This is a genomic window from Lacticaseibacillus absianus (assembly GCF_013407595.1).
GTDB classification, from domain to species: domain Bacteria; phylum Bacillota; class Bacilli; order Lactobacillales; family Lactobacillaceae; genus Lacticaseibacillus; species Lacticaseibacillus absianus.
Window position 1 is genome coordinate 356754 of sequence record NZ_JABEKX010000001.1, and the last position, 24303, is coordinate 381056.

General features: G+C 63.1%; 23 protein-coding genes. 19 read left to right on the forward strand and 4 right to left on the reverse strand.

Annotated elements, in window-relative coordinates; translation table 11 throughout:
• Positions 1 to 3 precede the first annotated feature (3 nt).
• The 5 genes from dltA to HII33_RS01385 are packed head-to-tail and all read left to right on the forward strand — an operon-like array spanning position 4 to position 5387.
• Positions 4 to 1512 carry a D-alanine--poly(phosphoribitol) ligase subunit DltA gene (gene dltA, locus HII33_RS01365; RefSeq protein ID WP_179394679.1) on the forward strand — a complete coding sequence of 503 codons (1509 nt, stop codon included), beginning with the start codon at positions 4 to 6 and terminating at the stop codon, positions 1510 to 1512.
• Positions 1512 to 2726: a D-alanyl-lipoteichoic acid biosynthesis protein DltB gene (gene dltB, locus HII33_RS01370; RefSeq protein ID WP_179394003.1), complete on the forward strand. Its 1215-nt coding sequence runs from the start codon at positions 1512 to 1514 to the stop codon at positions 2724 to 2726. The genes dltA and dltB overlap by 1 nt, the downstream gene beginning before the upstream one ends.
• 31 nt (positions 2727 to 2757) lie before the next feature.
• Positions 2758 to 2991 carry a D-alanine--poly(phosphoribitol) ligase subunit DltC gene (gene dltC, locus HII33_RS01375; RefSeq protein ID WP_179394004.1) on the forward strand — a complete coding sequence of 78 codons (234 nt, stop codon included), beginning with the start codon at positions 2758 to 2760 and terminating at the stop codon, positions 2989 to 2991.
• Positions 2988 to 4235: a D-alanyl-lipoteichoic acid biosynthesis protein DltD gene (dltD, locus tag HII33_RS01380; protein ID WP_179394005.1), complete on the forward strand. Its 1248-nt coding sequence runs from the start codon at positions 2988 to 2990 to the stop codon at positions 4233 to 4235. The genes dltC and dltD overlap by 4 nt, the downstream gene beginning before the upstream one ends.
• 3 nt (positions 4236 to 4238) lie before the next feature.
• Positions 4239 to 5387, forward strand: a complete 1149-nt coding sequence (locus HII33_RS01385; protein WP_179394006.1) for a serine hydrolase domain-containing protein — start codon at positions 4239 to 4241, stop codon at positions 5385 to 5387.
• A gap of 196 nt (positions 5388 to 5583) precedes the next feature.
• On the opposite strand, the gene argH is transcribed toward HII33_RS01385, so the two are convergent.
• The 4 genes from argH to HII33_RS01405 form a co-directional block, all read right to left on the reverse strand.
• The gene (gene argH / locus HII33_RS01390; protein WP_179394007.1) at positions 5584 to 6966 is read right to left on the reverse strand and encodes an argininosuccinate lyase; all 1383 of its coding nucleotides are present in this window, start codon (positions 6964 to 6966) and stop codon (positions 5584 to 5586) included.
• Positions 6966 to 8186 (reverse strand): argininosuccinate synthase, encoded by a 1221-nt coding sequence (locus HII33_RS01395; RefSeq protein WP_179394008.1) that lies wholly within the window; start codon positions 8184 to 8186, stop codon positions 6966 to 6968. The genes argH and HII33_RS01395 overlap by 1 nt, the downstream gene beginning before the upstream one ends.
• A 74-nt stretch (positions 8187 to 8260) precedes the next feature.
• Complete coding sequence (locus tag HII33_RS01400) at positions 8261 to 9706, reverse strand: ABC transporter substrate-binding protein/permease (RefSeq protein WP_179394009.1); 1446 nt, start codon at positions 9704 to 9706, stop codon at positions 8261 to 8263.
• A 223-nt stretch (positions 9707 to 9929) separates the two neighbouring features.
• Complete coding sequence (locus tag HII33_RS01405; RefSeq protein ID WP_179394010.1) at positions 9930 to 10598, reverse strand: alpha/beta fold hydrolase; 669 nt, start codon at positions 10596 to 10598, stop codon at positions 9930 to 9932.
• Between the two features lie 157 nt (positions 10599 to 10755).
• Here HII33_RS01405 and yycF point away from each other — a divergent pair, with 157 nt between their 5' ends.
• The 14 genes from yycF (at position 10756) to fabG (ending at position 24271) form a co-directional block, all read left to right on the forward strand.
• Entirely contained in the window at positions 10756 to 11469 is a 714-nt protein-coding gene (gene yycF / locus HII33_RS01410) for a response regulator YycF (RefSeq protein ID WP_179394011.1), read from the forward strand.
• Between the two features lie 30 nt (positions 11470 to 11499).
• Entirely contained in the window at positions 11500 to 13416 is a 1917-nt protein-coding gene (gene walK / locus HII33_RS01415; RefSeq protein ID WP_179394012.1) for a cell wall metabolism sensor histidine kinase WalK, read from the forward strand.
• Entirely contained in the window at positions 13406 to 14776 is a 1371-nt protein-coding gene (locus HII33_RS01420; RefSeq protein WP_179394013.1) for a YycH family regulatory protein, read from the forward strand. The genes walK and HII33_RS01420 overlap by 11 nt, the downstream gene beginning before the upstream one ends.
• A gap of 13 nt (positions 14777 to 14789) precedes the next feature.
• Positions 14790 to 15587, forward strand: a complete 798-nt coding sequence (locus HII33_RS01425; RefSeq protein ID WP_179394014.1) for a two-component system regulatory protein YycI — start codon at positions 14790 to 14792, stop codon at positions 15585 to 15587.
• 36 nt (positions 15588 to 15623) lie between these two features.
• Positions 15624 to 16439: an MBL fold metallo-hydrolase gene (locus HII33_RS01430; RefSeq protein WP_179394015.1), complete on the forward strand. Its 816-nt coding sequence runs from the start codon at positions 15624 to 15626 to the stop codon at positions 16437 to 16439.
• Between the two features lie 451 nt (positions 16440 to 16890).
• Complete coding sequence (locus HII33_RS01435; protein WP_179394016.1) at positions 16891 to 18276, forward strand: S1C family serine protease; 1386 nt, start codon at positions 16891 to 16893, stop codon at positions 18274 to 18276.
• A gap of 575 nt (positions 18277 to 18851) precedes the next feature.
• Complete coding sequence (locus HII33_RS01440) at positions 18852 to 19256, forward strand: iron-sulfur cluster biosynthesis family protein (RefSeq protein WP_179394017.1); 405 nt, start codon at positions 18852 to 18854, stop codon at positions 19254 to 19256.
• Between the two features lie 281 nt (positions 19257 to 19537).
• Positions 19538 to 19972 (forward strand): 3-hydroxyacyl-ACP dehydratase FabZ family protein, encoded by a 435-nt coding sequence (locus HII33_RS01445; RefSeq protein WP_179394018.1) that lies wholly within the window; start codon positions 19538 to 19540, stop codon positions 19970 to 19972.
• 60 nt (positions 19973 to 20032) lie between these two features.
• Positions 20033 to 20479: a MarR family winged helix-turn-helix transcriptional regulator gene (locus HII33_RS01450; protein ID WP_179394019.1), complete on the forward strand. Its 447-nt coding sequence runs from the start codon at positions 20033 to 20035 to the stop codon at positions 20477 to 20479.
• A gap of 10 nt (positions 20480 to 20489) precedes the next feature.
• The gene (locus tag HII33_RS01455; protein ID WP_179394020.1) at positions 20490 to 21440 is read left to right on the forward strand and encodes a beta-ketoacyl-ACP synthase 3; all 951 of its coding nucleotides are present in this window, start codon (positions 20490 to 20492) and stop codon (positions 21438 to 21440) included.
• Between the two features lie 16 nt (positions 21441 to 21456).
• Complete coding sequence (locus HII33_RS01460; RefSeq protein WP_179394021.1) at positions 21457 to 21687, forward strand: acyl carrier protein; 231 nt, start codon at positions 21457 to 21459, stop codon at positions 21685 to 21687.
• 10 nt (positions 21688 to 21697) lie between these two features.
• On the forward strand, positions 21698 to 22663 hold the full coding sequence (locus HII33_RS01465) for a DUF561 domain-containing protein (protein ID WP_179394022.1): 966 nt from the start codon (positions 21698 to 21700) through the stop codon (positions 22661 to 22663).
• A complete protein-coding gene (locus HII33_RS01470; RefSeq protein ID WP_179394023.1) occupies positions 22660 to 23535 on the forward strand; it encodes an ACP S-malonyltransferase in 876 nt (291 codons plus the stop codon). Before HII33_RS01465 ends, HII33_RS01470 begins: the two co-directional genes overlap by 4 nt.
• 1 nt (position 23536) lies before the next feature.
• Positions 23537 to 24271 carry a 3-oxoacyl-[acyl-carrier-protein] reductase gene (gene fabG, locus HII33_RS01475; RefSeq protein ID WP_179394024.1) on the forward strand — a complete coding sequence of 245 codons (735 nt, stop codon included), beginning with the start codon at positions 23537 to 23539 and terminating at the stop codon, positions 24269 to 24271.
• The last annotated feature ends 32 nt before the right edge of the window (positions 24272 to 24303 follow it).

Here is a 24303-nt window from a genome sequence, read left to right on the forward strand (position 1 = left end):
GCAATCATGAAATCCATTATCGAAATGATCGACGACATCGCGCGGTCGCACCCGGACTGGCCGGCCGTCGACGTCCTCGGCGCGGTCCACACGTACGGCGAACTGCACCAGGCGGCCACGGCGATCGCCGCAGACCTTGCCGCGCGGCCGCTTGCGGCTGGCGCGCCGATCATGGTCTACTGTGATCAGAGCTTCGAAGCGATCGCCACGTTCCTGGGGTGCGTGAAGGCCGGGCACGCTTACATCCCGGTCGATACGCATTCACCCAGCGACCGGCTGGTGATGATCACGCAGATCGCCCACCCGGCACTGACGATCGCCACGGTCCCGCTGCCGATCGCTGTCGCCACGCCGGTGATGACGCCAGCGGCGCTCGCTCAGGCGATGGCGGCACCGGCCGCAGTCGCGCCAGCGGTCACGATGCGCTGGTCGGATAACTTTTATATCATTTTCACCTCCGGGACCACCGGGCAGCCCAAGGGGGTCCAGATCAGCCACGCGAACCTGAGCAGCTTCGTCGCGTGGATGACGCGCTTCGACCTGCCGAGTCGGGCGCGGGTGCTGACCCAGGCGCCGTTCTCCTTTGATCTATCGGTGATGTCGCTGTACCCGACGCTGACGACCGGTGGCTGCCTGCAAGTGTTGCCGAAGGAGACGACGGCCGACCTCAAGGCGCTGTTCAAGACGTTGCGCGACTTGCCGCTCGAGGTGTGGGTCTCCACGCCGAGTTTCATCGAGCTGTGCCTCTTAGCCCCGGACTTCGACGGCGCGCATCACCCGGAGCTGCGCCAGCTGTACTTCTGCGGTGAGGAGCTGACGCACGCGACAGCGGCCAAGCTGCTCGAGCGGTTCCCGCGGGCCCAGGTCTTCAACACGTACGGGCCGACCGAGGCGACCGTGGCGGTCACCGCCATCGAGATCACGCCGGCGGTGCTGGCGGAGCACGACCGGCTGCCGATCGGCTACGCCAAGCCGGACACGACGCTGAGTTTGGTGCCAGACACCGTGCGCCAGGAGGACGGCCAGGCGGTTGGGGAGCTCTACATCAGCGGCCCCAGCGTCTCCAAGGGCTACTTGAATCGGCCGGACAAGACGGCCGCGGCCTTCGTCTCGGATCACGGGGAGCAGGCGTACCGGACCGGGGACCTTGGGTTCATCGCCTCGGACGGGCTGATCTTCTACCGCGGCCGGACCGATTTTCAGATCAAACTCAATGGCTACCGGATCGAGCTGGAAGAGGTCAATCACTACCTCAACACCGCCCCGATGATCCGCCAGGCGGTCGCGGTGCCGCGCTACAACGCGCAGCACAAGGTCGCACAGATGCTGGCCTTCGTCGTGCCGGCAAGCGACGGGGACGCGCGCGAGCTGACCCGGGCGATCCATGATTACCTGCAGACGGTGATGATGCCGTACATGATCCCTCAACGCTTCGTGTACCGCGACAGTTTGCCCGTGACGGCGAACGGTAAGGTCGCCATCAAGCAGCTGATCGCGGAGGTCAACGCCTGATGCCGAATTTGCAACCCTACGCGGATCCGCAGTACTTCCTGATCCTACTGGTCGCGCTGGTCCCCCTGATGGTGGGGCTGTACCACGGCCACCGACTACGGCTGTGGGAGACTGTGGTGTCGCTCGCCTTCATCGTGCTGATGTTCACCGGACACAAATGGGGCGAGGGGCTGGCGCTTCTGGCCTATGTGGCCTGGCAGTTCCTGCTGGTCCTGGGTTACGCCCGTTACCGGCGCGCCCATAACGGGACGGCGACCTTCGTCGCGGCCGTCTGTGCGAGCATCGCGCCGCTGGCGGTGGTGAAGGTGACGCCGGCGGTCGCAGGGCACCCGTCGTTGCTGGGCTTTCTCGGGATCTCCTATCTGACCTTCAAGTCGGTGCAGGTGCTCATGGAGCTGCGCGACGGCGCGCTGAAGCAAGTGAGCGCGGTAGACTTTGGCCGCTTCCTGCTGTTCCTGCCGACCCTATCCTCCGGACCGATCGACCGCTACCGGCGCTTCGTCGCGGACATCGCCGGTGCGCCGGCTCAGGCGGATTACGTCGCCATGCTCGGCCGGGCCGTGCACTACCTGTTCTTGGGGTTCCTGTACAAGTTCATCCTCGGGTACGCGTTCGGCACACTGATGCTGCCCAAGGTCGCGCAGGCCGCATTGGTCCACGCCGGGCCGCTTGGGCTATCGTGGGGGCTGGTCGGGTACATGTATGTCTACTCGATGTACTTGTTCTTTGACTTTGCTGGCTACAGCCTGTTCGCCGTCGCGATCAGCCTCGTGATGGGGGTCGACACGCCGATGAACTTCAAGCGCCCCTTCGCTGCCGGGAACATCAAGGAGTTCTGGAATCGCTGGCACATGACGTTGAGCTTCTGGTTCCGGGATTTTGTCTTCATGCGCACGACCTTCTTCATCATGAAGCACAAGTTGATCCGTAACCGGGTGCGGGTCTCGCAAGTCGCCTATCTGATCAACTTTCTGGTGATGGGCTTCTGGCACGGCGTGACCTGGTATTACATCGTGTACGGGCTCTTCCACGCCGTCGCGATCATCATCAATGACTACTGGCTGCGCTTCAAGAAAAAGCACCGCCAGCAGCTCCCACATAACCGGTGGACGCAGGCCTTGGCGATCTTCATCACGTTCAACGTCGTCTGTTTCTCGTTTTTGATCTTCTCAGGGTTTCTCGACAAGCTCTGGTTCTGCCCACCACACCGCTGACACTGACACTGACCATAAAGGAGCGTTCATCATGGATATTCAATCGACTGTTAACAACATTCTGCTAGACCTGACCGGCGAAGACTTCAGCACCCGCGGTGACGAGAACCTGTTCGACACCGGCCTGCTGGACTCCATGGACACGGTGCAGCTGCTGCTGGAGCTGCAAGACCAGCTCGGCATCAGCGTCCCGGTCTCCGAATTCGACCGCAGTGAGTGGGAGACCGCCAACAAGATCGTGGCCAAGGCGGCCAGCCTCGCATGAAGCAGCGGTTGTGGCAGATCTTCGGGCCGGTGCTGTGCGCCGTGCTCCTAGTCGCCGGCCTGTTGCTCGCGCCGCTGCCGCTGGGCCGGTTGTCTCACGGCGCGCTGCGCTCGGCGGCCGTCTCGATGTCACCGAACGTGCTGGCCGGGGAGCGGGCAAAGCAACAGGCGCTGGCGCTGGATTACGTACCGTTCTTCGGCTCCTCGGAGCTGTCGCGGCTCGATCCGTTCCACCCGTCAGCGCTGGCGGCCAAGTACCACCGCAACTACCGGCCGTTTTTGGTCGGTGCGGCTGGGACTCAGTCGCTGACGCATTTTCTCAGCGATCAGTCGATGCTGACGCAGCTGGCCCACAAGAAGGCGGTCTTCATCGTCTCCATGCAGTGGTTCACCAAGCGAGGCCAAAATCCGCAGGCGTTCACCTTCTTCTATTCGCCGCTGCAGACCATCACGTGGCTCCTGCAGGCGCGTAACACGGTCGCGGATCGCTACGCGGCGCGCCGCCTGCTGACCATGCCCGCCTGCCGGGACCAGCAGATCAAGTCGGCGCTGCTCACCGTCGCTGGCGGTCAGCCGCTGTCTCACTTGAGTCGCCAGTTGCTGACTGCGCGGCTTCAGATGCTGCGCAACGAAGACGGGCTGTTCTCGCGCTTCGCGGTCACGCCGAACGAACGCCGCCTGGCGCGGGCTGAGAAGCTGCTGCCCGCGACCGCGACGCCGGCCCAGCTCGAGGCGCTGGCGACGGCGGTCGGCCGGGCCAACACGCGGACCAACACGCTGGGCATCGATGACCAATTCTACCGCGCCCGGTTGGCCGGCGGTCGGCTGGCGAAGCTCAAAGGGAGCCAGCGCCACTACGATTACCGCTTCGGGCCAGAGTACAGCGACTTTCAACTGCTGTTGACCCAGTTCGCCCGCCACGACATCGACGTGCAGTTCGTGATCCCGCCGATCAACGCGAAGTGGGCGGCGTACACGGGGCTGTCGATGCCGAAGTACCGACAGGCAGTCACTAAGCTGCGCACCCAGCTGCGGACGCAAGGCTTCACCCGGGTCTTGGACCTCAGCGAGGACGGGGATCAACCGTATTTCATGCAAGACACGATCCACATCGGCTGGCGCGGTTGGCTGCGGATGGATCGCACGGTCGCACCGTTCCTCGCCGGTCCGCGGCAGCCGGTGCACTACCGGCTCGACGACCGCTACTTCACGAAGAGCTGGCGGCAAGCCACGGTGGGAGGGTGAGCGATGAGACGAGCGAAGCATCGCCGGCCGCGTTGGCTGGCAGATCTAGTCGTGGTGGCACTCGCGGTTGGGCTGTTTGCCGGTGGCTGGTGGCTGGGGCGCATGACGGCCCCGCAGCCCGCCCCGATCCGACCGGTCCGCCCGGATAGCACCACTAGCAGCCAGGCGACAGCCCCGTCGGCGCAGGCGGCCACGACGTTCGATGCGACGGCGCAGCGCGACCTGGGCGCCCAGTTAGCCGCGCTGAAGGTGTCCGGCACGGCGCTGATCATTCGTCACGGGCGGGTGATCGCCCAGTACGTTCACGGACTGGCGAACGCGGCGACCGGCCGCCCGAACACCGTGACCACCATGTACGAGATCGATTCGATGCAAAAAAGCCTGACCGCCGGCTTATTCATGCGGCAGGTCAACGCCGGTCAAGTCGCCTTGACGACCCCGCTGGCGCAGTTTTTCCCGCGCTTCAAGACCAGCCCGCAGATCACGATGGCGCACTTGTTGCACATGACCTCCGGCTTGCGGACCAAGGGCGTGCTGACGCCGCGGTACACCACGGATGCGGCACTGGTCCAGGCGAACGTCGCTAAGCTGATCAACGAGCCAGCGGTGCGCGGCCACTACCAGTACACCCCGATCAACTACCTGCTGCTGGCGGGGATCGGCGAGCAGCTCACGGGCCAGACATACGCGCAGTCGTTCCAGACGGTCTATGTCGAGGGCCTGAAGCTGGCGCACACGCGCTTCGCCTATGCGCTGCGCGCAGACGACCCGGCGGCGGTCGGCTACACCACGACGGCGTACACCGATCCGCAGCGCGTCAGTGACAGCCGGCTCCACGCAGAGCTTGGGACCGGGCAGGTCTTCATGTCCGCATTGGACTTCTATCACGCTGCGCGGGCCCTCCTGTCCGGTCAGCTGCTCGGACGCGGGCGCGACGCGCTGTACGACGCGAAGGCGAATTACAGCGGCGGCTTCTTCATGCGCAAGGGGTTCGTGCAGACGAACGGGACCGGTTACGGCTTCTTCAGTACCGCACGCTTCACCCCCGACGGGCAAAACGCGATCGTCCTGCTGAGCAACGTTCAGGCAAAGAACCGGGCGACGGTGAACAATACCGTCGGCCGCCTCTTCACCCAGTACGCCCTGAAGTGACAGGCGCCGGAAGGCAAAAGTATCGGGTTGTGACATAACCCCTGGTGGCACGACTATTCCAGAACGTTACGTGCCATAACGCAACGCCCTAGCCGTATAAGAGAGACCCCCTGAAAAACCTAAGTTCGGGTTTTTCAGGGGGTCTCTCTTATACTCTGGGCTAAAACCGCGTTATGGCACAGCCCCGTCCCGCAGATCAGCGTGCGGCGAGGAGCGCTCGCGCCTGGCTGACCTCCTGGCGCACATTGGCGACTGCTGTGCCGCCGAGGCTGGTGCGACGGTTGACCGCGGCTTCAGACGAGAGCTCCGCGTAGACGTCTTGGTCGATCTCTGGTGCGGCGGCTTGCAGGTCAGCCAACGGCATGTCCTGCAGGCTCTGGCCGGTCTGAAGACCGTGGAGCACCAGTTCGCCGACGATCGCGTGCGCCTTGCGGAACGGCACACCCTTGGTGGCGAGGTAATCCGCCAGCTCCGTCGCATTGCTGAAGTCGCGGATCGTGGCGTCGTGCATGCGTTCCTCATGCACAGTCAGCGAGTCCAGCATGCCGGTGAAGATGTGGACCGAACCCAGGATCGTCGTGTAGGCGTCGAACACAGGCTCTTTATCCTCCTGCATGTCCTTGTTGTAAGCGAGTGGCAGGCTCTTCATCGTGGTCAGCAGGCCCATCAGCGCGCCGTACACACGCCCGGTCTTGCCGCGCGTCAGCTCGGCGAAGTCCGCGTTTTTCTTCTGCGGCATGATCGAGGAGCCGGTCGAGAAGGCGTCGGACATCTCGATGTAGTTGAACTCGTAGGTGCACCAGAGGATCAGCTCCTCGGCGAGGCGCGAGAGGTGCTGCATCAAGATCGCAGCGTTGCTCAGGAACTCGAGGGCAAAATCGCGGTCGGACACGGCGTCCAGCGAATTGTGGTACACCGCGCTGAAGCCTAGCTGCGCGGCGACGAACTCACGGTCGATCGGGAAGGTGGTGCCGGCCAAGGCGGCGGCGCCCAACGGCAAGATGTCCGTGTGCTGCTGATTGAAGGCGAAGCGCTCGTAGTCGCGCTGGAACATCTCGAAGTAGGCGAGCAGGTAGTGGCCGTAGGTGATCGGCTGCGCGTGCTGCAGGTGGGTGTAGCCTGGCATGATGGTGTCGGCGTGCTGATCGGCCTGGGCCACCAGCACGCTTTGGAGGTCAGACAGCGCCTGCATCAGCTCCGGCAGGCGGTGCCGCAGCCAGAGGTGAAAATCCGTGGCGACCTGGTCGTTGCGCGAGCGGGCGGTGTGGAGCTTGCCGGCGACGGGCCCGATCAGATCGGTCAAGAGGCGTTCCATGTTCAGGTGGATGTCCTCATTGGCGACGGTGAAGGTCAGCTCACCGGCTGCGAGCTGCTGTTGCAGCTGGTGCAGGCCGGCCGTGATCGTGTCGGCGTCGGCTTGCGGGATGATGCCCTGCTGGCCCAGCATCGCGACATGGGCGAGGGAGCCTTCGAGGTCCTCTTGGGCCATCTGTTGGTCGAAGCCGATCGAGGCGCCGAACTGATCGACCCACTTCGCGGCTTTGGCGGTGAAGCGACCGCCCCAGAGTTTGTCCGTCATTAGTTGTCCTCCGGTGCCTGAGAGTGCACGTGGTTGACCTGTTCGTACACCGTCGCCGGCAGGGTCCAGAGCTTGATGAAGCCGGCGGCCGCTTCCTGGTCGAAGGAGTCGGCGCTGGTGTAGGTCGCGAGATTCTCGTCGTACAGCGAGTTGGTGTCGGACTTACGGGCCACCGCGGTCGCATTGCCCTTGTAGAGCTTCATCTTGACCACGCCGTTGACCACCTTTTGGGTCTCATCGATGAAGGCCATCAGCGCGTCGAACAGCGGGGTAATCCACTTCGCTTCGTAGATCATGTTGGTGAGTTGCTGCTCGATCAGTGGCTTGTAGTGCGCGACGTCGCGCTCCAGGGTCAGGTTCTCCAGCTCGTGGTGGGCGGCCATGATCACCGCGGCCCCCGGCGCCTCGTAGACTTCACGGGACTTGATGCCGACCATGCGGTTCTCGATCTTGTCGATGCGGCCGATGCCGTTGGCGCCGGCGATCTGGTTGAGGGCTTTGATCAGGTCCGCCAGGCCCATCGGCTCACCGTCGATGGCCACCGGCAGGCCCTGCTCGAAGGTCAGGTCGAGGAAGGTCGGCTGGTCTGGGGCCGCCTCAGGGGAGACGCTCATGCCCCAAGCATCGTCTGGCGCCTGGTTCCATGGGTTCTCGAGGATCCCGGCTTCGTTGGCGCGGCCCCAGAGGTTGGCGTCGATCGAATACGGCGACTTCTTGCCGATCGGCACTGGCACGTTGTGTTCCTTGGCGTAATCGATCTCTTCTTCGCGGGACCAGTGAAAATCGCGGATCGGGGCTTCGATCTTCAGGTTCGGATCGAGGGCGTGGATCGCGGCTTCGAAGCGGACCTGGTCGTTGCCCTTGCCGGTGGAGCCGTGGGCGATGGCGGTCGCGCCGTGGTCGTGGGCGATCTTCACCAGGTGGTCGATGATCAGCGGCCGAGACAGGGCGGAGACCAGCGGGTAGTCGCCTTCGTACAGGGCGTTCGCCTTGATCACCGGGGCCACGTACTGGTCGGCGAATTCCTGCTGGGCGTCGATCGCGTAGCTCTCGATCGCGCCGACCTGCAGCGCCTTTTGCTGGATGAAGTCCATGTCTGCGCCGGGCTGGCCGACGTTCAAGCAGACGGCGATGATGTCATAGCCCTTGTCTTGCAACCACGGGATCGCCACGGAAGTGTCCAAGCCGCCAGAGTATGCCAATACGATTTTTTCAGTCATGCGTGATTCCTCCAAATGATAATAGGGTGTGGGGTGTCATCTCTCGGGCTGTGCCCGGCTTTGAGGTGAGATGACTAGTTGAAGCGGCGTTCGACCAGGCCCAAGGCGCGGGTCAGGATGAAGGTCATCGCGAAGTAGATCAAGGCGACGATCATCATCGGGAAGAACGGCTGGAACGAGGCGCCTTGGACGGTCGAGCCTTCGAACATCAGCTCGGAGGCACCGATCACGGACAGCACGGACGATTCCTTGATGTCGGTCACGAACTCGTTGCCCAAGGCCGGCCAGATGTTCTTGACCGCCTGTGGCAGCACCACATACTGCAGGGTCAACTTGTTCGAAAGCCCCAAGCTGCGCGCCGCTTCAGTCTGGCCGACCGGCACGGAGTTCAGGCCGGAGCGGATGATCTCGGCGACATAGGCGCCGGAGTTGATGCCCATCGCGATCGCGCCGGCGGTGAAGGCGCTGAGGCTGATGCCCAGGACCTGGGTGCCGAAGAAGACGATGAAGGCCTGAACCATCAGTGGGGTGCCGCGAATGAATTCGACGTAGACCACGGCGATCGCCTTGAGGAGCCACAGCTTAGACGTCCGCATCAAGGCGAGCAGCGTGCCGAGGACCGTCCCGGCGATGACCGTCAGGATGGCGAAGAGCAGCGTGTTGAGCGCGCCCTTGACGAAGAAGCTCCCGTACTTGGTCCAGAACCCGTCACTCTTGTTCTGCAGCGTGTAGGCGTCATCGAGGTACTTGGCCCAGAGCTTCTTGGCCTTCATGTCCTTGATGGTCGAGTTGATCTGCGCGGTCAGGGCGGTGTCGCCCTTCGGCAGCGCGACAACGGTCGGGGACGCTTCGGTGGCAAAATGCGGGTCGATCATGGTCAGGCTCTTGTTCTTCTGCACGTAAGCGCCGGCGATGATGCTCGACATGACGCCGGCATCCAGCTTGTTATAGGAGACCTGGGCGACCACGTCGTTGGCCTTCTGGAGGCTGGTGATCTTGGCGCCAGGCAGCTGGGCCTTGGCGATCGCCTCTTGGGTCGTCTGCTTCTGTGCCCCGACTGTGGCACCGGAGAAGTCGGCGACGTTCTTGTATTTGCCCTTGTCGGACTTGCGGATCACGACGATCTGCTTCTCGTACATGTAAGGCTCGGAGAAATTGACCTGCTTGGCACGCTCCGGGGTCTTGGACATCCCGGAGATGACCATGTCGACCTTGCCCGTCTTCAGCGCGCCGATCAGGGCGTCGAAGCCCATTTCCTTGATCTGCAGCTTGACGCCAGCGTCTTCAGCGATCTTCTTGGCCAGATCCACATCCGCCCCGACGATCGTGTCGGCACCGTCGACAGTCGCGTGGAATTCCAGCGGGGCGTAGTCAGCGCTCAGGCCCACGACGATGTAGCCGCGCTTCTTGATGCTGTCCATTCGGCTGCCGGTGGCCGCCTGTACTTGGTTCGATTGACTACTAAAGCCGATCGCGATCAGCGCGATCAGGGCGAACAGCCACTTGACTAACTTCTTCATCCCGTGCAACTCCCTGTAATTGAATTTTAAATGAATATAAACCCAATCCAAAGAATATGCAAATGTTTTGTGGAAAAATGCAATAAATATTCACGCTGAAGGCAGGATCGATCACCGGTACGGCCGTGCCGCCACAACGCTCGTCTGCCACGCAGCCCCTGATCTAGGCTGGGCCGCGCGCCAGGCGCCAAGGGTGCATCACCGTGGTGGGGCGAGTGCGCCGTCAGACCGCCAGCGGCCGCAGGAAGGGCCAGATCAGGCGGAAGAAGAAGGCGCCGTCTTTGACATAGCTCGAATGCGTCGCACCGGGGACGATGATCCCGCGGGCGCGGGGGATGTGACGGATGATCCGGCGGGTCTCGCCCGGTCGGATCACGTCGTGCTGACCGGCGAGGACCAGCGTCGGCACGTGAATATTATTCAGCTGACGAAGCGTGATGTGCGGGTGGCGGAGCATCAGGCGCAGCAGCGGATCGCGCGTCTTGGCGTAGGCGATCCAGGTGGCGGCCCAGGCCAGCGGCCGCACCCCGGTCGGCGTCAAGTTGGCCCCGGCGACGATCAGGCGGCGCACATCGCGCGGCCAGGTCGCGGCCAGCAGCAGCGCGGTGATCCCGCCGTCGGAGAAGCCGGCGACCACCGTTGGGCCGAGGTGGAGGGCCTGAATGAAGCCGTGCACATCCGCCGCCATCAGTCGGTAGTTGCGGGGCACGGCCCCGCCGCTGGCGCCGTGCCCACGGGTGTCCAGCGCGTAGACGCTGAAGTGCGGGGCCAAGCGGGTGATCGCGCCGGTGAACAGCGTGTGGTCCTCGCCGTTGCCGTGGAGCAGGAGCAGCGGCTGGCCTTGGCCGGTCTGGGTGTAGTGGAGCGTGATGTCATTGATGTTGATCTGCATAGCGGTCACCTCTGCCTTCATTGTACCCGTTTAGGGCCAGCATGGCGTCGTTGACCAGCGTCAAAAAATGCGACTGGCCGGCGGTTTGGCCCCTTTTTGCTCCGCTGCCCCAAAACCGCTATAATATATAGTAACTACGGACTAATGGAGGCCAAGCATGGCAAAAAAGATCCTTGTGGTAGACGATGAGAAACCGATCTCTGACATCGTCAAGTTCAACCTGGCAAAGGAAGGCTACGATGTCGTCACCGCCTATGATGGCGAAGAAGCACTGGCCAAGGTGAGCGAAGAAGAACCAGATCTGATCCTGCTTGATCTGATGCTCCCGAAGATCGACGGACTGGAGGTCGCGCGCCAGGTGCGCAAAGACCGCGACACCCCGATCATCATGCTGACGGCCAAGGACTCCGAGATCGACAAGGTCCTTGGGCTGGAACTCGGCGCGGATGACTATGTCACCAAGCCGTTCTCGAACCGTGAGCTGGTCGCGCGCGTGAAGGCGAACCTGCGGCGCTCCGGTGCGGCGGCCGCGGCGGCGCCGGAGGTCGACGACGAGAATAAGGAGCTGTCGGTCGGCGACTTGACGATCCACCCGGACGCCTACACGGTGACGAAGCGCGGCGAGAAGATCGAGCTGACGCACCGCGAGTTCGAGCTCCTGCACTACCTGGCCCGCCACTTGGGTCAGGTGATGACGCGGGAGCACTTGCTGCAGACGGTGTGGGGCTACGACTACTTCGGCGACGTGCGCACGGTCGATGTGACGGTGCGGCGCCTGCGGGAGAAGATCGAAGACAACCCGTCGCACCCCGAATGGCTCGTGACGCGCCGTGGCGTGGGCTACTACCTGAAGAACCCGGACCAGGAGTAGCGCGCCGCACCCTTTCTTTGGAGTTACGTGATGAACAAGAAGATCCGCTTCTTTCAATCGATCCACTTCAAGATCGCGCTGGTGTTTATCCTGTTACTGCTGGTAACCGTGGAGATCATTGGCGCTTATTTTGTTCGGTCGCTTGAACAGCAGAACATTGAGACGTTCAAGACCAGCATCAACATCGACCCGTACTTGCAGGAAAAACTCGCGTCGGACCTCCTGAGCGAGGACGCCGACACGGCCAACGCGAGCATGAAAACGACGATCAGCCAGGCGGATGTGGCCAACACCGCAACGGTGACGGTGGTCGACGCGAAGGGCACCGTGCGGGCGAACAGCAACCTGAACAACCAGAATGACGTCGGCCAAAAATCGGCGTCAAGCAACGTCAAGTCGGTGCTGTACAACGGCCAGCTCTTCGAAGGCTATGAGTACGGGGCCAGCACGGGCTCGCAGTACACCAAGATCATCCCGATCAAGAACCCGAACGCGACCGGTGACGGGAACGCGGTGATCGGGGTGGTGGCGATCACCGCGTCGATGGAATCGGTGTACGCGAACATCAACAAGATCGTCAAGATCTTCTTGATCGCGTCGCTGGTCGCCGGGCTGCTCGGGACGCTGATCTCGATCGTGATCTCCCGGGCGATCACCCGGCCGATCGACGAGATGAAGAAGCAGGCGATCCGCATGGCCCGCGGGGACTACTCCGGGCAGGTGCGGATCTACGGGCAAGACGAGCTGGGGCAACTGGCGGTCGCCGTCAATAACCTCAGCGTTCGGGTCGAAGAGGCCCAAGAGGCCAGCGAGGCGGAGCGCCGGCGGCTGGACTCGGTCCTCGCCCACATGACCGACGGGGTGATCGCGACCGATCGCCGCGGTAATGTCATCATCATCAACGAGACCGCGCTGGACTTCCTGAACACGCGCAATGAGGACGTGATCGGGGTCTCCATCTTGAAACTGCTGACGATCGACAAGGACTACACGTTGCGCGACTTGTTGGAGACGCAAAAAGAGCTGCTGCTCGATTTTTCCGAGCAACTGGACCACGAGCTGATCCTGCGCGTCGACTTCAGCCTGATCCAGCGCGAGACCGGGTTCATCTCCGGGCTGGTCGCGGTGCTGCACGACGTCACGGAGCAGCAGAAGAACGAGCGGGAGCGCCGCGAGTTCGTCTCGAATGTCTCCCATGAACTCCGGACCCCACTGACGTCGATGCGCTCGTACATCGAAGCGCTGTCCGACGGCGCGTGGCAGGACCCGGCGATCGCACCACAGTTCCTCAAGGTGACGCAGGAGGAGACGGACCGCATGATCCGTATGATCAACGACCTGCTCAGCTTGTCGCGGATGGACTCCGGGACCAGCACGATCGAGCTGGAGACGATCAACCTCAACGAATTCTTCAACTACATCCTCGACCGCTTCGACATGATGCTCAAGACCGACAACGAGCACGCGTCCAGTGACAACAACACGCGCCACACGCCGGGGCTCTTGCCCGGCTCGGAGAAGAAGCACTACACGATCCGGCGCGAGATCACCAAGCGCGACTTGTGGGTCGAGATCGACCAGGATAAGTTCATGCAGGTGGTCGACAACATCATGAACAACGCGATCAAGTACAGCCCAGACGGTGGGGTGATCACCGCCCGCCTCCTGGAGACGCATAACCATGTGATCCTCTCGATCACCGACCAGGGGCTGGGGATCCCGCGCCAGGACATCAACAAGGTGTTCGACCGCTTCTACCGGGTCGACAAGGCGCGCTCCCGCCAGCAAGGGGGGACCGGGCTGGGCTTGGCGATCTCCAAGGAAGTCGTCGAAGCGCTCGGCGGGCGCATCTGGGTCGATTCGCAGGAAGGCAAGGGCAGCACCTTCTATATCTCGCTGCCGTACTCGCCGATCACGGATGCGGGAGGTGACTGGGATGAAGCTTAGCGGATGGATCTTACGCATCAGCCTGATCGCGATGGTCACGCTGAGCCTCGTCTTCTCGTTTTTGATCTGGCAAAACCCGTCGCGCCTCGGCCGCCAAGAGACCAACGTGACCGTCAAGACCACGAAGGACCCGAACGTGGCCCAGCAGGCCAGCCACGTCTTCTCGCCGACCACGGCGTATTACCAGCAAGACGACCGGAAGACCATGCTGTTCACCGCGGATGGGGCGATCACCGACAAGCTGCGCACCGCGATGACCGACTGGCAGCTGACGAAGATGGGGCCGGCCAAGAAGCTCTCGGCCAGCGATTACACGACGCTGTTGGCGACTCACGAGTCGCTGCAGTTGCTGTACGCGGGGCCGGTCGCCTTTGACCGGTTCAACCGGACGTTTTTCGCCCAGCGACTGACCACCGGTGACCTCGACTTCCAGTTCACACGCATCCTGGTCGACCTGACCGGGGCGGGGGAGCAGCTCCAGTTCATCAACGACCGGACGCGCACCGTGCACACCGCGCCGGTGACCGGGGCCAAGGTCGCGCCGGTGCGCGACCTGGTTCGGCGCGCGGCGACCACCGGCTTTGACATCACGGAGATGCGCCTGTCCGGGCGGGAGGTCGCGACATTCAACACCGCGATCAAGGTCACCCCGTACACGTTCCTCCTGGACCAGCAGAGCGCCAACCACTTCGTCTCGCTGTTGATGCCATCGAACTCCGCCAGTGCGGTGGATACCCGTGAGATCGGGGCCGAGACGGTCTACACGCGCGGGGCGAGCCAGCGCTTGACGCTGGACACCGACACTGGTGGCATCCAGTTCGAAGACGCCACGGTGACCACCCGCGATCAGACGCTAGCGACCGCGCTGCGGCAAGGCTATACCAGCCTGGGTAAGCTCGGCCTGCAGGGGCTGAACACGATGCGCTACTTCGGCTACGACACCGCGACGCGCACGGTGACGTTCCGGGCCTGCGCCTTGGGCCTGCCGATCTTCAATGCGAACGACAACGGCGTGGTCACGACCGCCAACACGCAGTCGGGGCGGCAGCTCAACTTCTCGATGTACAACCTGACCGTGGCGATCCCGACCACGCAGGCGGCGGTCAGCCTACCGAGCACCGCCACGGTGTTCGCACAGCTGCAAGGCGCCGGCTACGACGTGAGCGCGCTGCAAGATATGGTGCTCGGGTACTACTGGAAGGCGGATTCCGAGTCGAGTCAAGTCGTCTCGCTGACGCCGACGTATTTCGTCAAGATCAACGGGCTGTACAAACGCTACACCCAGTGGGTCGATCCGACCGATGAAGCTGCCACCGCCAGTGAGGTGAAGGGGGCCAGCACCGGCCAAGCGTTGCAATAGGAGGTGAGGACACATGGACTTTCGCCGGATCGAAATGATCTTCTTGATCGTCTTTGTCGGCTTGAATATTTTTCTGGGGATGAGCTTCTTTCAGAGCCAGCAGGTGGACCTCGCGACCTCGAGCGGCGGGACGACGGAGATCATCGCGGATATCCGCCGCGATCAGATCAAGCTGCCGAAGCTGAGCACGAAGACGCCGACCGGGGGGTATCTGGCCAGCACCAGTAGCGGTGAGCTGGCCAGCGAAGTGCGCAAGCTCGACCACCAGTACCCGCGCTTCACCGCGACCGATTACACCGTGATGACCAGCACGCTGGACACCACCGTGACCGTCAAGCGGGCAACCGCCGTTGAGACGCTGACCAAGTGGCTCACGAGCGAGAAGAACGTCCTGCACGGCAGTGAGTATGTCTACGCGGCGGGCTTGTCAGGCACGAATAGCTACGTGTTCGTCCAAAAAGTCGGCGGGCGGCTGATCTACGACCCGCGGGCCCAGATCACCTTCACCGTGGCGAACGGGCGCCTGACGAGCTACACCCAGACGTACCTCGCCCAGGTGGACGTGCTGCGCGCCGACGTGACCCTGTGCAGCGCCCAAGACGCCGTCGTCACGCTGTACCGGGAAAACGAGCTCCCGAACAACGCGACCGTGCGCTGGACCCAGCTCGCGTACACCTACCTGCTGGACGCCAAGGGGGCGACGGTCTACATTCCCGCCTGGTTCGTCGGCGTCGAGAGCCAAGGCTCGAAGAACGTGACGATCAAGAAGGTCAACGCGATCAACAAGACCGTGCTCAAGACGCGCGACTGAGGCGCGGGGATCAATCGACATCAAAGGAAGAGTGCAATGACTGAAGATTTTGGCATGCGTGTCTCGGTACTGGCATCCAGCAGTTCCGGGAACGCGACGTACATCGAAACGCCGGGGCACAAGGTGCTCGTCGACGCCGGGTTCTCGGGCAAAAAAATGACCGAGCTGATGGCGAGTATCGGTCGGGACCTGAAGGATGTGGACAGCCTGTTCATCACCCACGAGCACACCGACCACTGTAAAGGCGTCGGCGTGCTGGCGCGGCGGTACCCCAACCTGACCGTCTACGCGGATCAGGGGACCTTTGACGCGCTGCCGAGCGGCCTGGGCCAGTTGCCACAAGACCGCTTGCAGGTCTTCGACACCGGGACCACGATGAGCCTCGGGGACCTCGATGTCGAGAGCTTCGGCGTCTCGCACGACGCTGCGGCACCGCAGTTCTACCAGTTTCACCACGCCGGCAAGCGCTTCGCGATCCTGACCGACACGGGCTACGTGTCCGATCGCGTCGAAGGGACCATCCGCGACGCGGACGCCTACGTGATGGAGTGCAACCACGACCTGGAGATGCTGCGCATGGGCCCGTACCCGTGGCCGCTGAAGCAGCGGATCCTGGGCGACTTCGGCCACTTGAGCAACGAAGACGGGGCCAACGCGATCATGGACATCATCGGGCTCCACACCAAGCGGGTGTACCTTGGCCACCTGTCGCCGCACAACAACGTCAAGGCACTGGCGCACATCACCGTCGCCAACATGCTCAAGGCGCAAGGGTTGGGCGTCGGCCATGACTTCGAGATCTTCGACACGGATCCGGCCATCGCCGACCCGCTGTTCACCGTCGGCGCGTGAGCCATCAGAACGGAACGGGGACAACCGTCAGAGTTGTCCCCGTTCCGTTTTTGGTTCCAGAGCGCAGGACTCGCGGGTTTAGCGGGACGGGTAGCATCGCTCAGTGCGTTGAGTCCGCACTTAGGCGCAACGTGCTGAGCGTAGCTAGACGCGCCCGCGTTGTGGGGCCGTAGCTCGACGAGCCAGAGCGCAGGGCCCACGGGCTTAGCGGGACGGCTCGGTCAGACCGGGCCACCCCGGCGGGACGGTCCGACCGTGCAGGCTCGATATCGGGTCAGGGTGGCTGCTTAGCCCCCAAACATGACAGCACGCGGCGGCGCGTGGTAAGGTGAACCCAACCGATGGGAGACGTCACGTTAAAATCAGGTGGCCTTCATAGTTTCGTCAAATCCCCTTAGTATGATTAATAATGTAAGCAAGGGCATCTCTTGATCGAAAGGAATGGTCTAAGATGGATAACAATCAAACCAATAATTTTGAAGAAACGCCGCAGACCCCAACCACGCCAACGCGCCAGCCGCGGCGCGGGATGCGGCAGACGGCGATCGTCGTCGCCGTCGCCGCGATCGTCGGCGGCGGGGTCGGTGGCGGCGTGGGCTACTGGGCCGCGGGTCGCAATACGACGACGAACCTCGGCGTGACGACCACGACGCAGAAGGCCGGCACCACGCAGGTCTCGAATGTCTCGGTCAACCAGAACTCCGCCTCCCAAGAAGCCTTCGCGAAGGTCGAAAAAGCGGTCGTGTCCGTGGTCAACCTGCAAAACGCACAGAGCACGAGCAGTGGCCTGGATTCGTTCGGCGGCCTGTTCGGCTACGACTCGGATTCGAATTCGAATAACGACGCCAACTCGGGGGCCAGCCAGTCCTCCGGGTCGAGCAACTCGGATTCCTCGAACCTTGAAGAATACAGTGAAGGCTCTGGGGTGATCTACCAGAAGAAGGACGGCAAGGCCTACATCGTGACGAACAATCACGTGGTCGAAGGCTCCGATGCGCTTGAGGTCATCATGAGCGATGGCACTAAGGTGACCGCCAAGCTCGTTGGGACCGACTCGGAGACGGATCTGGCGGTGCTGTCGATCGACGGGAGCAAGGTCTCGACGGTCGCAAGCTTCGGTGACTCCAGCAAGATCGCCGCAGGGCAGACCGTCCTGGCGATCGGGTCGCCACTGGGCTCGCAGTACGCGACCAGTGTGACCCAGGGAATCGTGTCGGCGAAGAGCCGGACGGTCGACGTGACAGATGAGACCACCGGTCAGACGACCGGGCAGGCGACCGTCATCCAGACCGACGCGGCGATCAACTCCGGGAACTCCGGTGGCCCGCTGATCAACCTGTCTGGGCAAGTGATCGGGATCAACTCGATGAAGCTCTCCGGGAGCAGTAACTCCGAAGCGACGATCGAAGGGATGGGCTTTGCCATCCCGAGTGATGAAGTCGTCTCGATCATCAACCAGCTGGTTTCCAACGGTAAGGTCGTGCGGCCGGCGCTCGGGGTGACCGTGCGTGATCTGTCCACCGTGTCGAGCACCCAGCAGGAATCCGTCTTGAAGCTGCCGAGCAGCGTCACCGGCGGGGTCGTCGTGGCCGGCTTCACCGATACCAGCATCGCCAAGAAGGCGGGGCTCAGTCAGTATGACGTGATCGTCGCCATCGACGACACCGAAGTCAACAGTGTCGCGGAGCTGCACACCGCGCTGTACAAGCACGCGGTCGGGGATACGGTCAAGGTCACCTATTACCACGAAAGCACGAAGAAGACCGCCAACATCAAGCTGACGCAGACGACTGAAGAGCTGACCAGCGCCGATGATTCGAACACGTCCAGTAACTGATCTACACGCGCCTGCGTGACACGTAAGCACTGCCCCCTGATACGGGGGGGCAGTGCTTTTTTTGCTGGATATTGGCGGCGCTGTTGGCCGGAATGTTCAGGTCGCGGCCCGGGGTGTGGATAGCGAATGGGGACAAAATCGGCGATAGCCTGTGGATAACTCTGTGGATAGTGTTCATAACTAGGCTGAAGCGGTGTGGATGAGGTTATCCACAAGCGGGGAAAACGCTGGGGATAAAACTTTTTGTTTGCTCACCGAACGCGTGTACGGGCTGATACATCAGGCTTTAGACGCTTGTTGTTCGTGAAATCGCCGCGGCGTCAGGTGTGGATATCTGGCACCCGCCGAGAAAAACCTTGATTTTTGCGCGCACCGAATCTGGTGTCAAACTGATAGCTGACCACCAGCGATTGGGGGTCGCGCGCACGCCTTGGGGATAACTTTTGGGGATAGGCTGTGCTTGCTGTGGGCGAGCCGGTCAGCGACTGGGGAACAGTAAGTGGAATTTGACAGTGTGGGCCAAAAGGCATACGATGTGGGCATAAAGGTTGTACACAACCGAAGGAGGCCATCACATGGAGATCACGATCAAACCAGAAGCGCAGGCGTACTTGGCGAAGAAGGTCCCAACGGCGGCGAAGGTGTTCCTGGCGTTAGATGACGGGAGCAGTAAGTACTCGAAGCTCGGCGGGTCCTGTGCGATCGGCAACAAGTTTCAGCTGGTGCTCTCGCCGGTGGCCGACGCCGATTACGCGGAGCCGATCGACAACGCAGCGGGACTGACGCTCACGACCGGGGTGCCAGAGACGATGTACCTCGGCCACGGCCTGATCCTCGACTACCGGCTGGGGATGCTGGCACTGCGCGACGACAGCGGAGTACTCGATGGCGCCGTGACGGTCAGTGAAGCCGCCCCGTTGAGCGCAGACGAACAGGCGCGGCGGCGGGAGATGAAGGCACTGGGCGGCCAGATCTGCTGACGGCGGCCCCAAGTGTGGCTGACTGAGTTGACCGCGAAGGACCCTGCAACCGGCATCTGGGTTGCAGGGTCCTTCGCGTCGGCGGCCTGCTTCCGTGAGCCGCCCGGTTGGGGGGCGCCGCGTCAAAAAAACGACGCGCCGCAGCCCATGGCTGACGCGGATTGCAGGCGCTCGGCCACGCTTAGACTGGCGAAAAAGGTTTGACAATCAAATTTAATCTCGCTATGATGTGAACCATCCAATCCCAGTCGGTTGGAATTTTGGTTCATGGAGGCGATGTGATGACGGTCATGGAGACGGCGGAGATCCAAGCACTGATCCCGAACCGCTATCCGATTTTTTATATCGACCGGGTGACCCAACTCGATCCCGATCACGCGATCACGGCGGAAAAATACGTCAGTGTCGCAGAAGACCACTTGTGCAGTTACTTGCCGGCGGCGCTGGTGATGCCCCCGACGTTGATCATCGAGACGCTGGCGCAAGCCGCGTCGGTCCTGATCCTGAAGTCACCGCGCTTCGCGGGGCGCACCGCCTACCTGGCGAGCGTCGATGACTGCCAGTTCCTGGCGGCGGTCCCAACGGGCAGCGTGCTGACGTTGGCGGTCGAGATGGGCAAGGTCCGCGACACGATGGGCGTCGTCACGACCCAGGCGCGGATCGGGACGCAGGTAGTTGCGACCGCAGAGCTCCACTTTATCGTGTCAGCGGCTTGACAAGGGTTTTGGCATGACCGATACTTTGAATATCAAACATTCTATGCGGAGGCATCGATCATGACGGCAAGCCCGACGATGAAGCGGATCAACCACAAACTTGAGAAGGTCTACAAGGACATCTTGCGGATCGAAGAAACAGAACTAAAAAAGAGTCAATTCAGGGACCTCAGCATCAAGGAGATGCACACGATCGATGCGATCGGCCTGCACCAGAAGCCATCCTCCAGCGAAGTGGCGACCCGCCTGTCGGTGACCCAAGGGACGCTGACGGTGGCGATCAACAACCTCGTGCGCAAGGGCTATGCGGTCCGCGAGCACGGGGCGCCGGACCGGCGGGTGGTCAACCTCGCCCTGACACGCAAGGGCCGGTTGATGTTCCGAGCGCACCAGGCGTTCCACCAGCAGATGGTTCAATCCTTCGTCCAAGGGTTCGATGAACAGGAGGTGCGGCTGATCGAGGCCGCGCTGGACAACCTGATGGGGTTCCTGACGGCGCAGAAATGAGGCAGGGCTTTTGCGGATCATTCAAACAGCGGCGGCGGTGCCGCCCCAACGCGTCACCAATTCGGACTTAGCGGCCCTGATGCCGACGACCGACGCCTGGATCACCAGCCGGACCGGGATCCGGACGCGCCACGTCGCGACCACCCAGACCAACTACGATCTGGCGCTGGCCGTTGCGACGCAGTTGCTGGCGACCAGCGACTACACGGCGGCGGACCTAGATTTTATCCTAGTGGCGACGATGAGTCCCGATTACCAGACCCCGGGCGTCGCCAACCGGGTCCAAGGGGCGCTGGGCGCGGTGAACGCGCTGGCGTGTGACCTGAACGCGGCGTGCGCCGGGTTCGTCTACGGCCTGGAAGTCGCGGCGGGGCAGTTGGCCCGCGGGGCCCAAGCCGGGCTGGTGATCGGCAGTGAAGTCCTGTCGAGCCTGCTCGATTGGACTGACCGCAGCACCGCCGTTCTGTTCGGCGATGGCGCCGCCGGGGTCCTGGTGACCGCGGCCGGGCCTGCACCGCTCAGCCGGTTGCGTAGCTTCGGCCAAGACGCGATGCAGCTGACCGCCGGCGGCCGGACTAACCACAGCCCGTTCGCCCAGACGCCAGCCTTAGCGCCAGCCTTCGCGATGAACGGCCGGGCGGTCTACCACTTTGCGACGACCACGGTCGCCGACGAAGTGCTGGCACTGCTGGCGACGGCGGGCCTCGCCCCGACCGCGGTGGATGGCTACTATGTCCACCAGGCCAACGTGCGGATCATCCAGTCGCTGGCCAAGCGCCTGGGGGTGGCCCCCGAGCGGCTGCCCCATAACTTAGCGGAATACGGCAACACCAGCGCGGCCAGTGTGCCGCTGCTACTTCACGACGCACGCATGAGCGGGCGTCTGACTGACGGACAACAGATCATCTTATGCGGTTTTGGCGGCGGCTTGAACGTCGCCGCCATGCTGCTCACGACATGAAAAGAGGACAAACCAAATGACAAACACCGAAATTTTTGGCAAAGTACAAGCGATCATCGCCGACCAACTCGACAAGGCGCCGGAACTGGTCACCCTGACCACCAATTTCAAGGACGACTTGGAAGCCGACAGCCTCGATGTCTTCGAAATCATCAACGAGATCGAGGACCAATTCGATATCAGCATCGACACGGACGAGCAGATCAACACCGTGCAAGACCTCGTGGCCTTCATCGCGAAGGCGTAAGGAGGCGGCTATGAGTCCACTGTTCGAACGTCTAGGCGTGCGCTACCCGCTCTTTCAAGGCGGGATGGCGTGGGTCGCAGAGGCCCACTTGGTGGCCGCAGTGTCTGAGGCTGGTGGGCTGGGCATCATCGGGGCGGGCCACGCCCCAGCCAGCTACGTGCAAGCGCAGATCCAAGCGGTCAAGGCGCGCACTGACCGGCCCTTCGGCGTCAACGTGATGCTGCTGTCGCCGTTCGTCGAGGAAGTGATCGACGTGGTCGTCGCCGAGCACGTCGCGGTGGTCACCACCGGTGCCGGCGACCCAGCGCGTTACCTGAGTCGTCTGCAGCAGGCCGGGGCGATCGTGCTCCCGGTCGTGCCGTCCGTGGCCTTGGCCAAGCGCATGGCGCGCGCTGGGGTCGACGGGGTGATCGCTGAAGGGATGGAATCCGGCGGTCACATCGGCAGCATGACCACGATGGCCTTGGTGCCGCAGGTGGTCGATGCCGTTGACCTGCCGGTGATCGCCGCCGGCGGGATCGCCGACGGCCGTGGGTTGGCCGCCGCGCTGATGCTGGGCGCAAGCGGCGTGCAGATGGGCACGCGCTTCCTCAGCGCGAGCGAGACGCAGATCCACGCGCACTACAAGCAGGCGGTGGTCAAGGCCAAGGACGTCGACACCCTGGTGACCGGCAAGTACGTCGGCCACGCGGCCCGCGTGCTGAAGAACCCGATGAGCCGCAACTACTTGAAGTTAGAAAAATCCCTGGCGCTGTCCGGAGCGACGGATCTCTCGGCGGTCGAAGCGCTGGGGAACGGCAGCTTGCGCAAGGCCGTTCAAGACGGCGACGAGCAGACCGGCTCCTTCATGGCCGGGCAGATCTCTGGATTAGTCCACCAGGTCGAACCCGCCGCGGCGATCATTGCGGATGTGATGACCGGGGCCCAAGCGCTACTGCAAGGCAGCCCGATGGCCGAACAGGTGACGCCACGATGACGACCGCCTATTTATTCCCCGGCCAGGGGAGCGAGACGCCGGGCATGGGGTGTGACCGTTTCGATGAAAGTTTGATATTCAAAGAAAATATTCTCGCGTGTGACGCGGTGTTGCCGTTCGATCTGCCGGCATTCCTGTTCGGGTCTGCCCCGCTGACCGACCACCCAGACTGGCTCCAGCCTGCGCTGGTCGCGTACGCCGTGGCTGCCTACCGCGACGCGGTGGCGCACGGCCCGCAGCCGGCGTGGCTGGTGGGGCTCAGCCTCGGCGAGTACGCCGCGCTGATCGCTAGCGGTGCGCTGTCGCTCGCCGACGGGATGCACCTGGTCAGCGTGCGCGGCACGGCGATGGCCGCGGCCAGTCGGCAGACCCCTGGGGGGATGCTCGCGGTGCGCGACGCCACCCCGGCGATGCTTGCGGCACTGACCGCCTGGCCCGATGTCTGGGTGGCGAACCGCAACAGCCCGCGGCAGACGGTGCTCGGGGGCACGCTCGACGGGCTGACCCGCGTCCAGGCGCAGCTCAAGGCGATGGGGGCGCGCGGCCTGCGACTGCCGACCACCGGGGCGTTTCATACCCCGCTGATGGCGCCGGCCGCCCCGGCACTCGCCGCGGCGCTGGCGGCCACCGCGCTCGATGCGCCGCACCCGCCGGTGATGAGCACGACTGCCCTGGCCCCGTTCACCGCAGGGACGATGGCGACGACGCTGGTCGATCAGATCAGCCACCCGACGGACCTTGCCGGCGCGGTGACCCGACTGGTGCAGGCTGGGGTCACGACGGTCGTCGAGCTGAGCGAGCGGCCGCTGTTGAGCCGCCTGGCACAGGCGACCGAACCGGCGCTGACGGTCCAGAACTGGAAGGAGACATGAGATGAAACTGACAGGTAAAGTGGCGCTGGTCACCGGCAGTAGCCGGGGGATCGGGGCGGCGATCGCGCGGCGGCTGGCGGCGGCTGGGGCAACGGTGATCCTGAATGCCAGTCGCACGGTGCCGACGGCGTTGGTCGCCGAGCTGGCAGCGTACGGCCATCCGGTCACCGCGCTACCTGCGGCGATCGATGACCCACAGGCCGCCCAGGCGATGATCGAGGCCGCCTTGGCCGAATACGGCCGACTCGACCTGCTCGTGAACAACGCCGGGATCACCGATGACGGGCTGGCACTGCGCATGACACCGGCGCAGTTCGCCCAGGTGGTGAACGTTAACTTGAACGGGACGTTCAATGTCACGCAGCCGGCGTTTCGCGCCATGATGAAGCAGCGTAGCGGCGTGATCGTCAACATCGCCAGTGTGGTCGGACTGACCGGCAATGTCGGTCAAGCCAACTACGCGGCCAGCAAGGCGGGCCTGATCGGACTGACCAAGACGCTGGCGCGCGAAGGTGCGCTGCGCGGCGTGCGGGTCAACGCGGTGGCGCCAGGGATGATCGACACGGCGATGACACAGGGCCTGGCCGACAAGGTCAAGGCGGCGTTGCTGGCTGACATCCCGTTACACCGCCTCGGGCGACCGGAAGAGATCGCCACCGCCGTCGCGTTTCTCGTCGACAACGACTACGTGACAGGTCAGACACTGACGGTCGATGGCGGGTTGACAATGCAATGAAGCGCGTGGCGCTGGGCCCCAGATCGACGCGG

What these genes read in the sequence shown, in the direction of transcription:
- dltB (WP_179394003.1), top strand. Translation starts at nt 1,512, where the DNA reads ATGCCGAATTTGCAACCCTACGCGGATCCGCAGTACTTCCTGATCCTA.
- dltC (WP_179394004.1), top strand. Translation starts at nt 2,758, where the DNA reads ATGGATATTCAATCGACTGTTAACAACATTCTGCTAGACCTGACCGGC.
- dltD (WP_179394005.1), top strand. Translation starts at nt 2,988, where the DNA reads ATGAAGCAGCGGTTGTGGCAGATCTTCGGGCCGGTGCTGTGCGCCGTG.
- HII33_RS01385 (WP_179394006.1), top strand. Translation starts at nt 4,239, where the DNA reads ATGAGACGAGCGAAGCATCGCCGGCCGCGTTGGCTGGCAGATCTAGTC.
- argH (WP_179394007.1), bottom strand. Translation starts at nt 6,966, where the DNA reads ATGACGGACAAACTCTGGGGCGGTCGCTTCACCGCCAAAGCCGCGAAG.
- HII33_RS01395 (WP_179394008.1), bottom strand. Translation starts at nt 8,186, where the DNA reads ATGACTGAAAAAATCGTATTGGCATACTCTGGCGGCTTGGACACTTCC.
- HII33_RS01400 (WP_179394009.1), bottom strand. Translation starts at nt 9,706, where the DNA reads ATGAAGAAGTTAGTCAAGTGGCTGTTCGCCCTGATCGCGCTGATCGCG.
- HII33_RS01405 (WP_179394010.1), bottom strand. Translation starts at nt 10,598, where the DNA reads ATGCAGATCAACATCAATGACATCACGCTCCACTACACCCAGACCGGC.
- yycF (WP_179394011.1), top strand. Translation starts at nt 10,756, where the DNA reads ATGGCAAAAAAGATCCTTGTGGTAGACGATGAGAAACCGATCTCTGAC.
- walK (WP_179394012.1), top strand. Translation starts at nt 11,500, where the DNA reads ATGAACAAGAAGATCCGCTTCTTTCAATCGATCCACTTCAAGATCGCG.
- HII33_RS01420 (WP_179394013.1), top strand. Translation starts at nt 13,406, where the DNA reads ATGAAGCTTAGCGGATGGATCTTACGCATCAGCCTGATCGCGATGGTC.
- HII33_RS01425 (WP_179394014.1), top strand. Translation starts at nt 14,790, where the DNA reads ATGGACTTTCGCCGGATCGAAATGATCTTCTTGATCGTCTTTGTCGGC.
- HII33_RS01430 (WP_179394015.1), top strand. Translation starts at nt 15,624, where the DNA reads ATGACTGAAGATTTTGGCATGCGTGTCTCGGTACTGGCATCCAGCAGT.
- HII33_RS01435 (WP_179394016.1), top strand. Translation starts at nt 16,891, where the DNA reads ATGGATAACAATCAAACCAATAATTTTGAAGAAACGCCGCAGACCCCA.
- HII33_RS01440 (WP_179394017.1), top strand. Translation starts at nt 18,852, where the DNA reads ATGGAGATCACGATCAAACCAGAAGCGCAGGCGTACTTGGCGAAGAAG.
- HII33_RS01445 (WP_179394018.1), top strand. Translation starts at nt 19,538, where the DNA reads ATGACGGTCATGGAGACGGCGGAGATCCAAGCACTGATCCCGAACCGC.
- HII33_RS01450 (WP_179394019.1), top strand. Translation starts at nt 20,033, where the DNA reads ATGACGGCAAGCCCGACGATGAAGCGGATCAACCACAAACTTGAGAAG.
- HII33_RS01460 (WP_179394021.1), top strand. Translation starts at nt 21,457, where the DNA reads ATGACAAACACCGAAATTTTTGGCAAAGTACAAGCGATCATCGCCGAC.
- HII33_RS01465 (WP_179394022.1), top strand. Translation starts at nt 21,698, where the DNA reads ATGAGTCCACTGTTCGAACGTCTAGGCGTGCGCTACCCGCTCTTTCAA.
- HII33_RS01470 (WP_179394023.1), top strand. Translation starts at nt 22,660, where the DNA reads ATGACGACCGCCTATTTATTCCCCGGCCAGGGGAGCGAGACGCCGGGC.
- fabG (WP_179394024.1), top strand. Translation starts at nt 23,537, where the DNA reads ATGAAACTGACAGGTAAAGTGGCGCTGGTCACCGGCAGTAGCCGGGGG.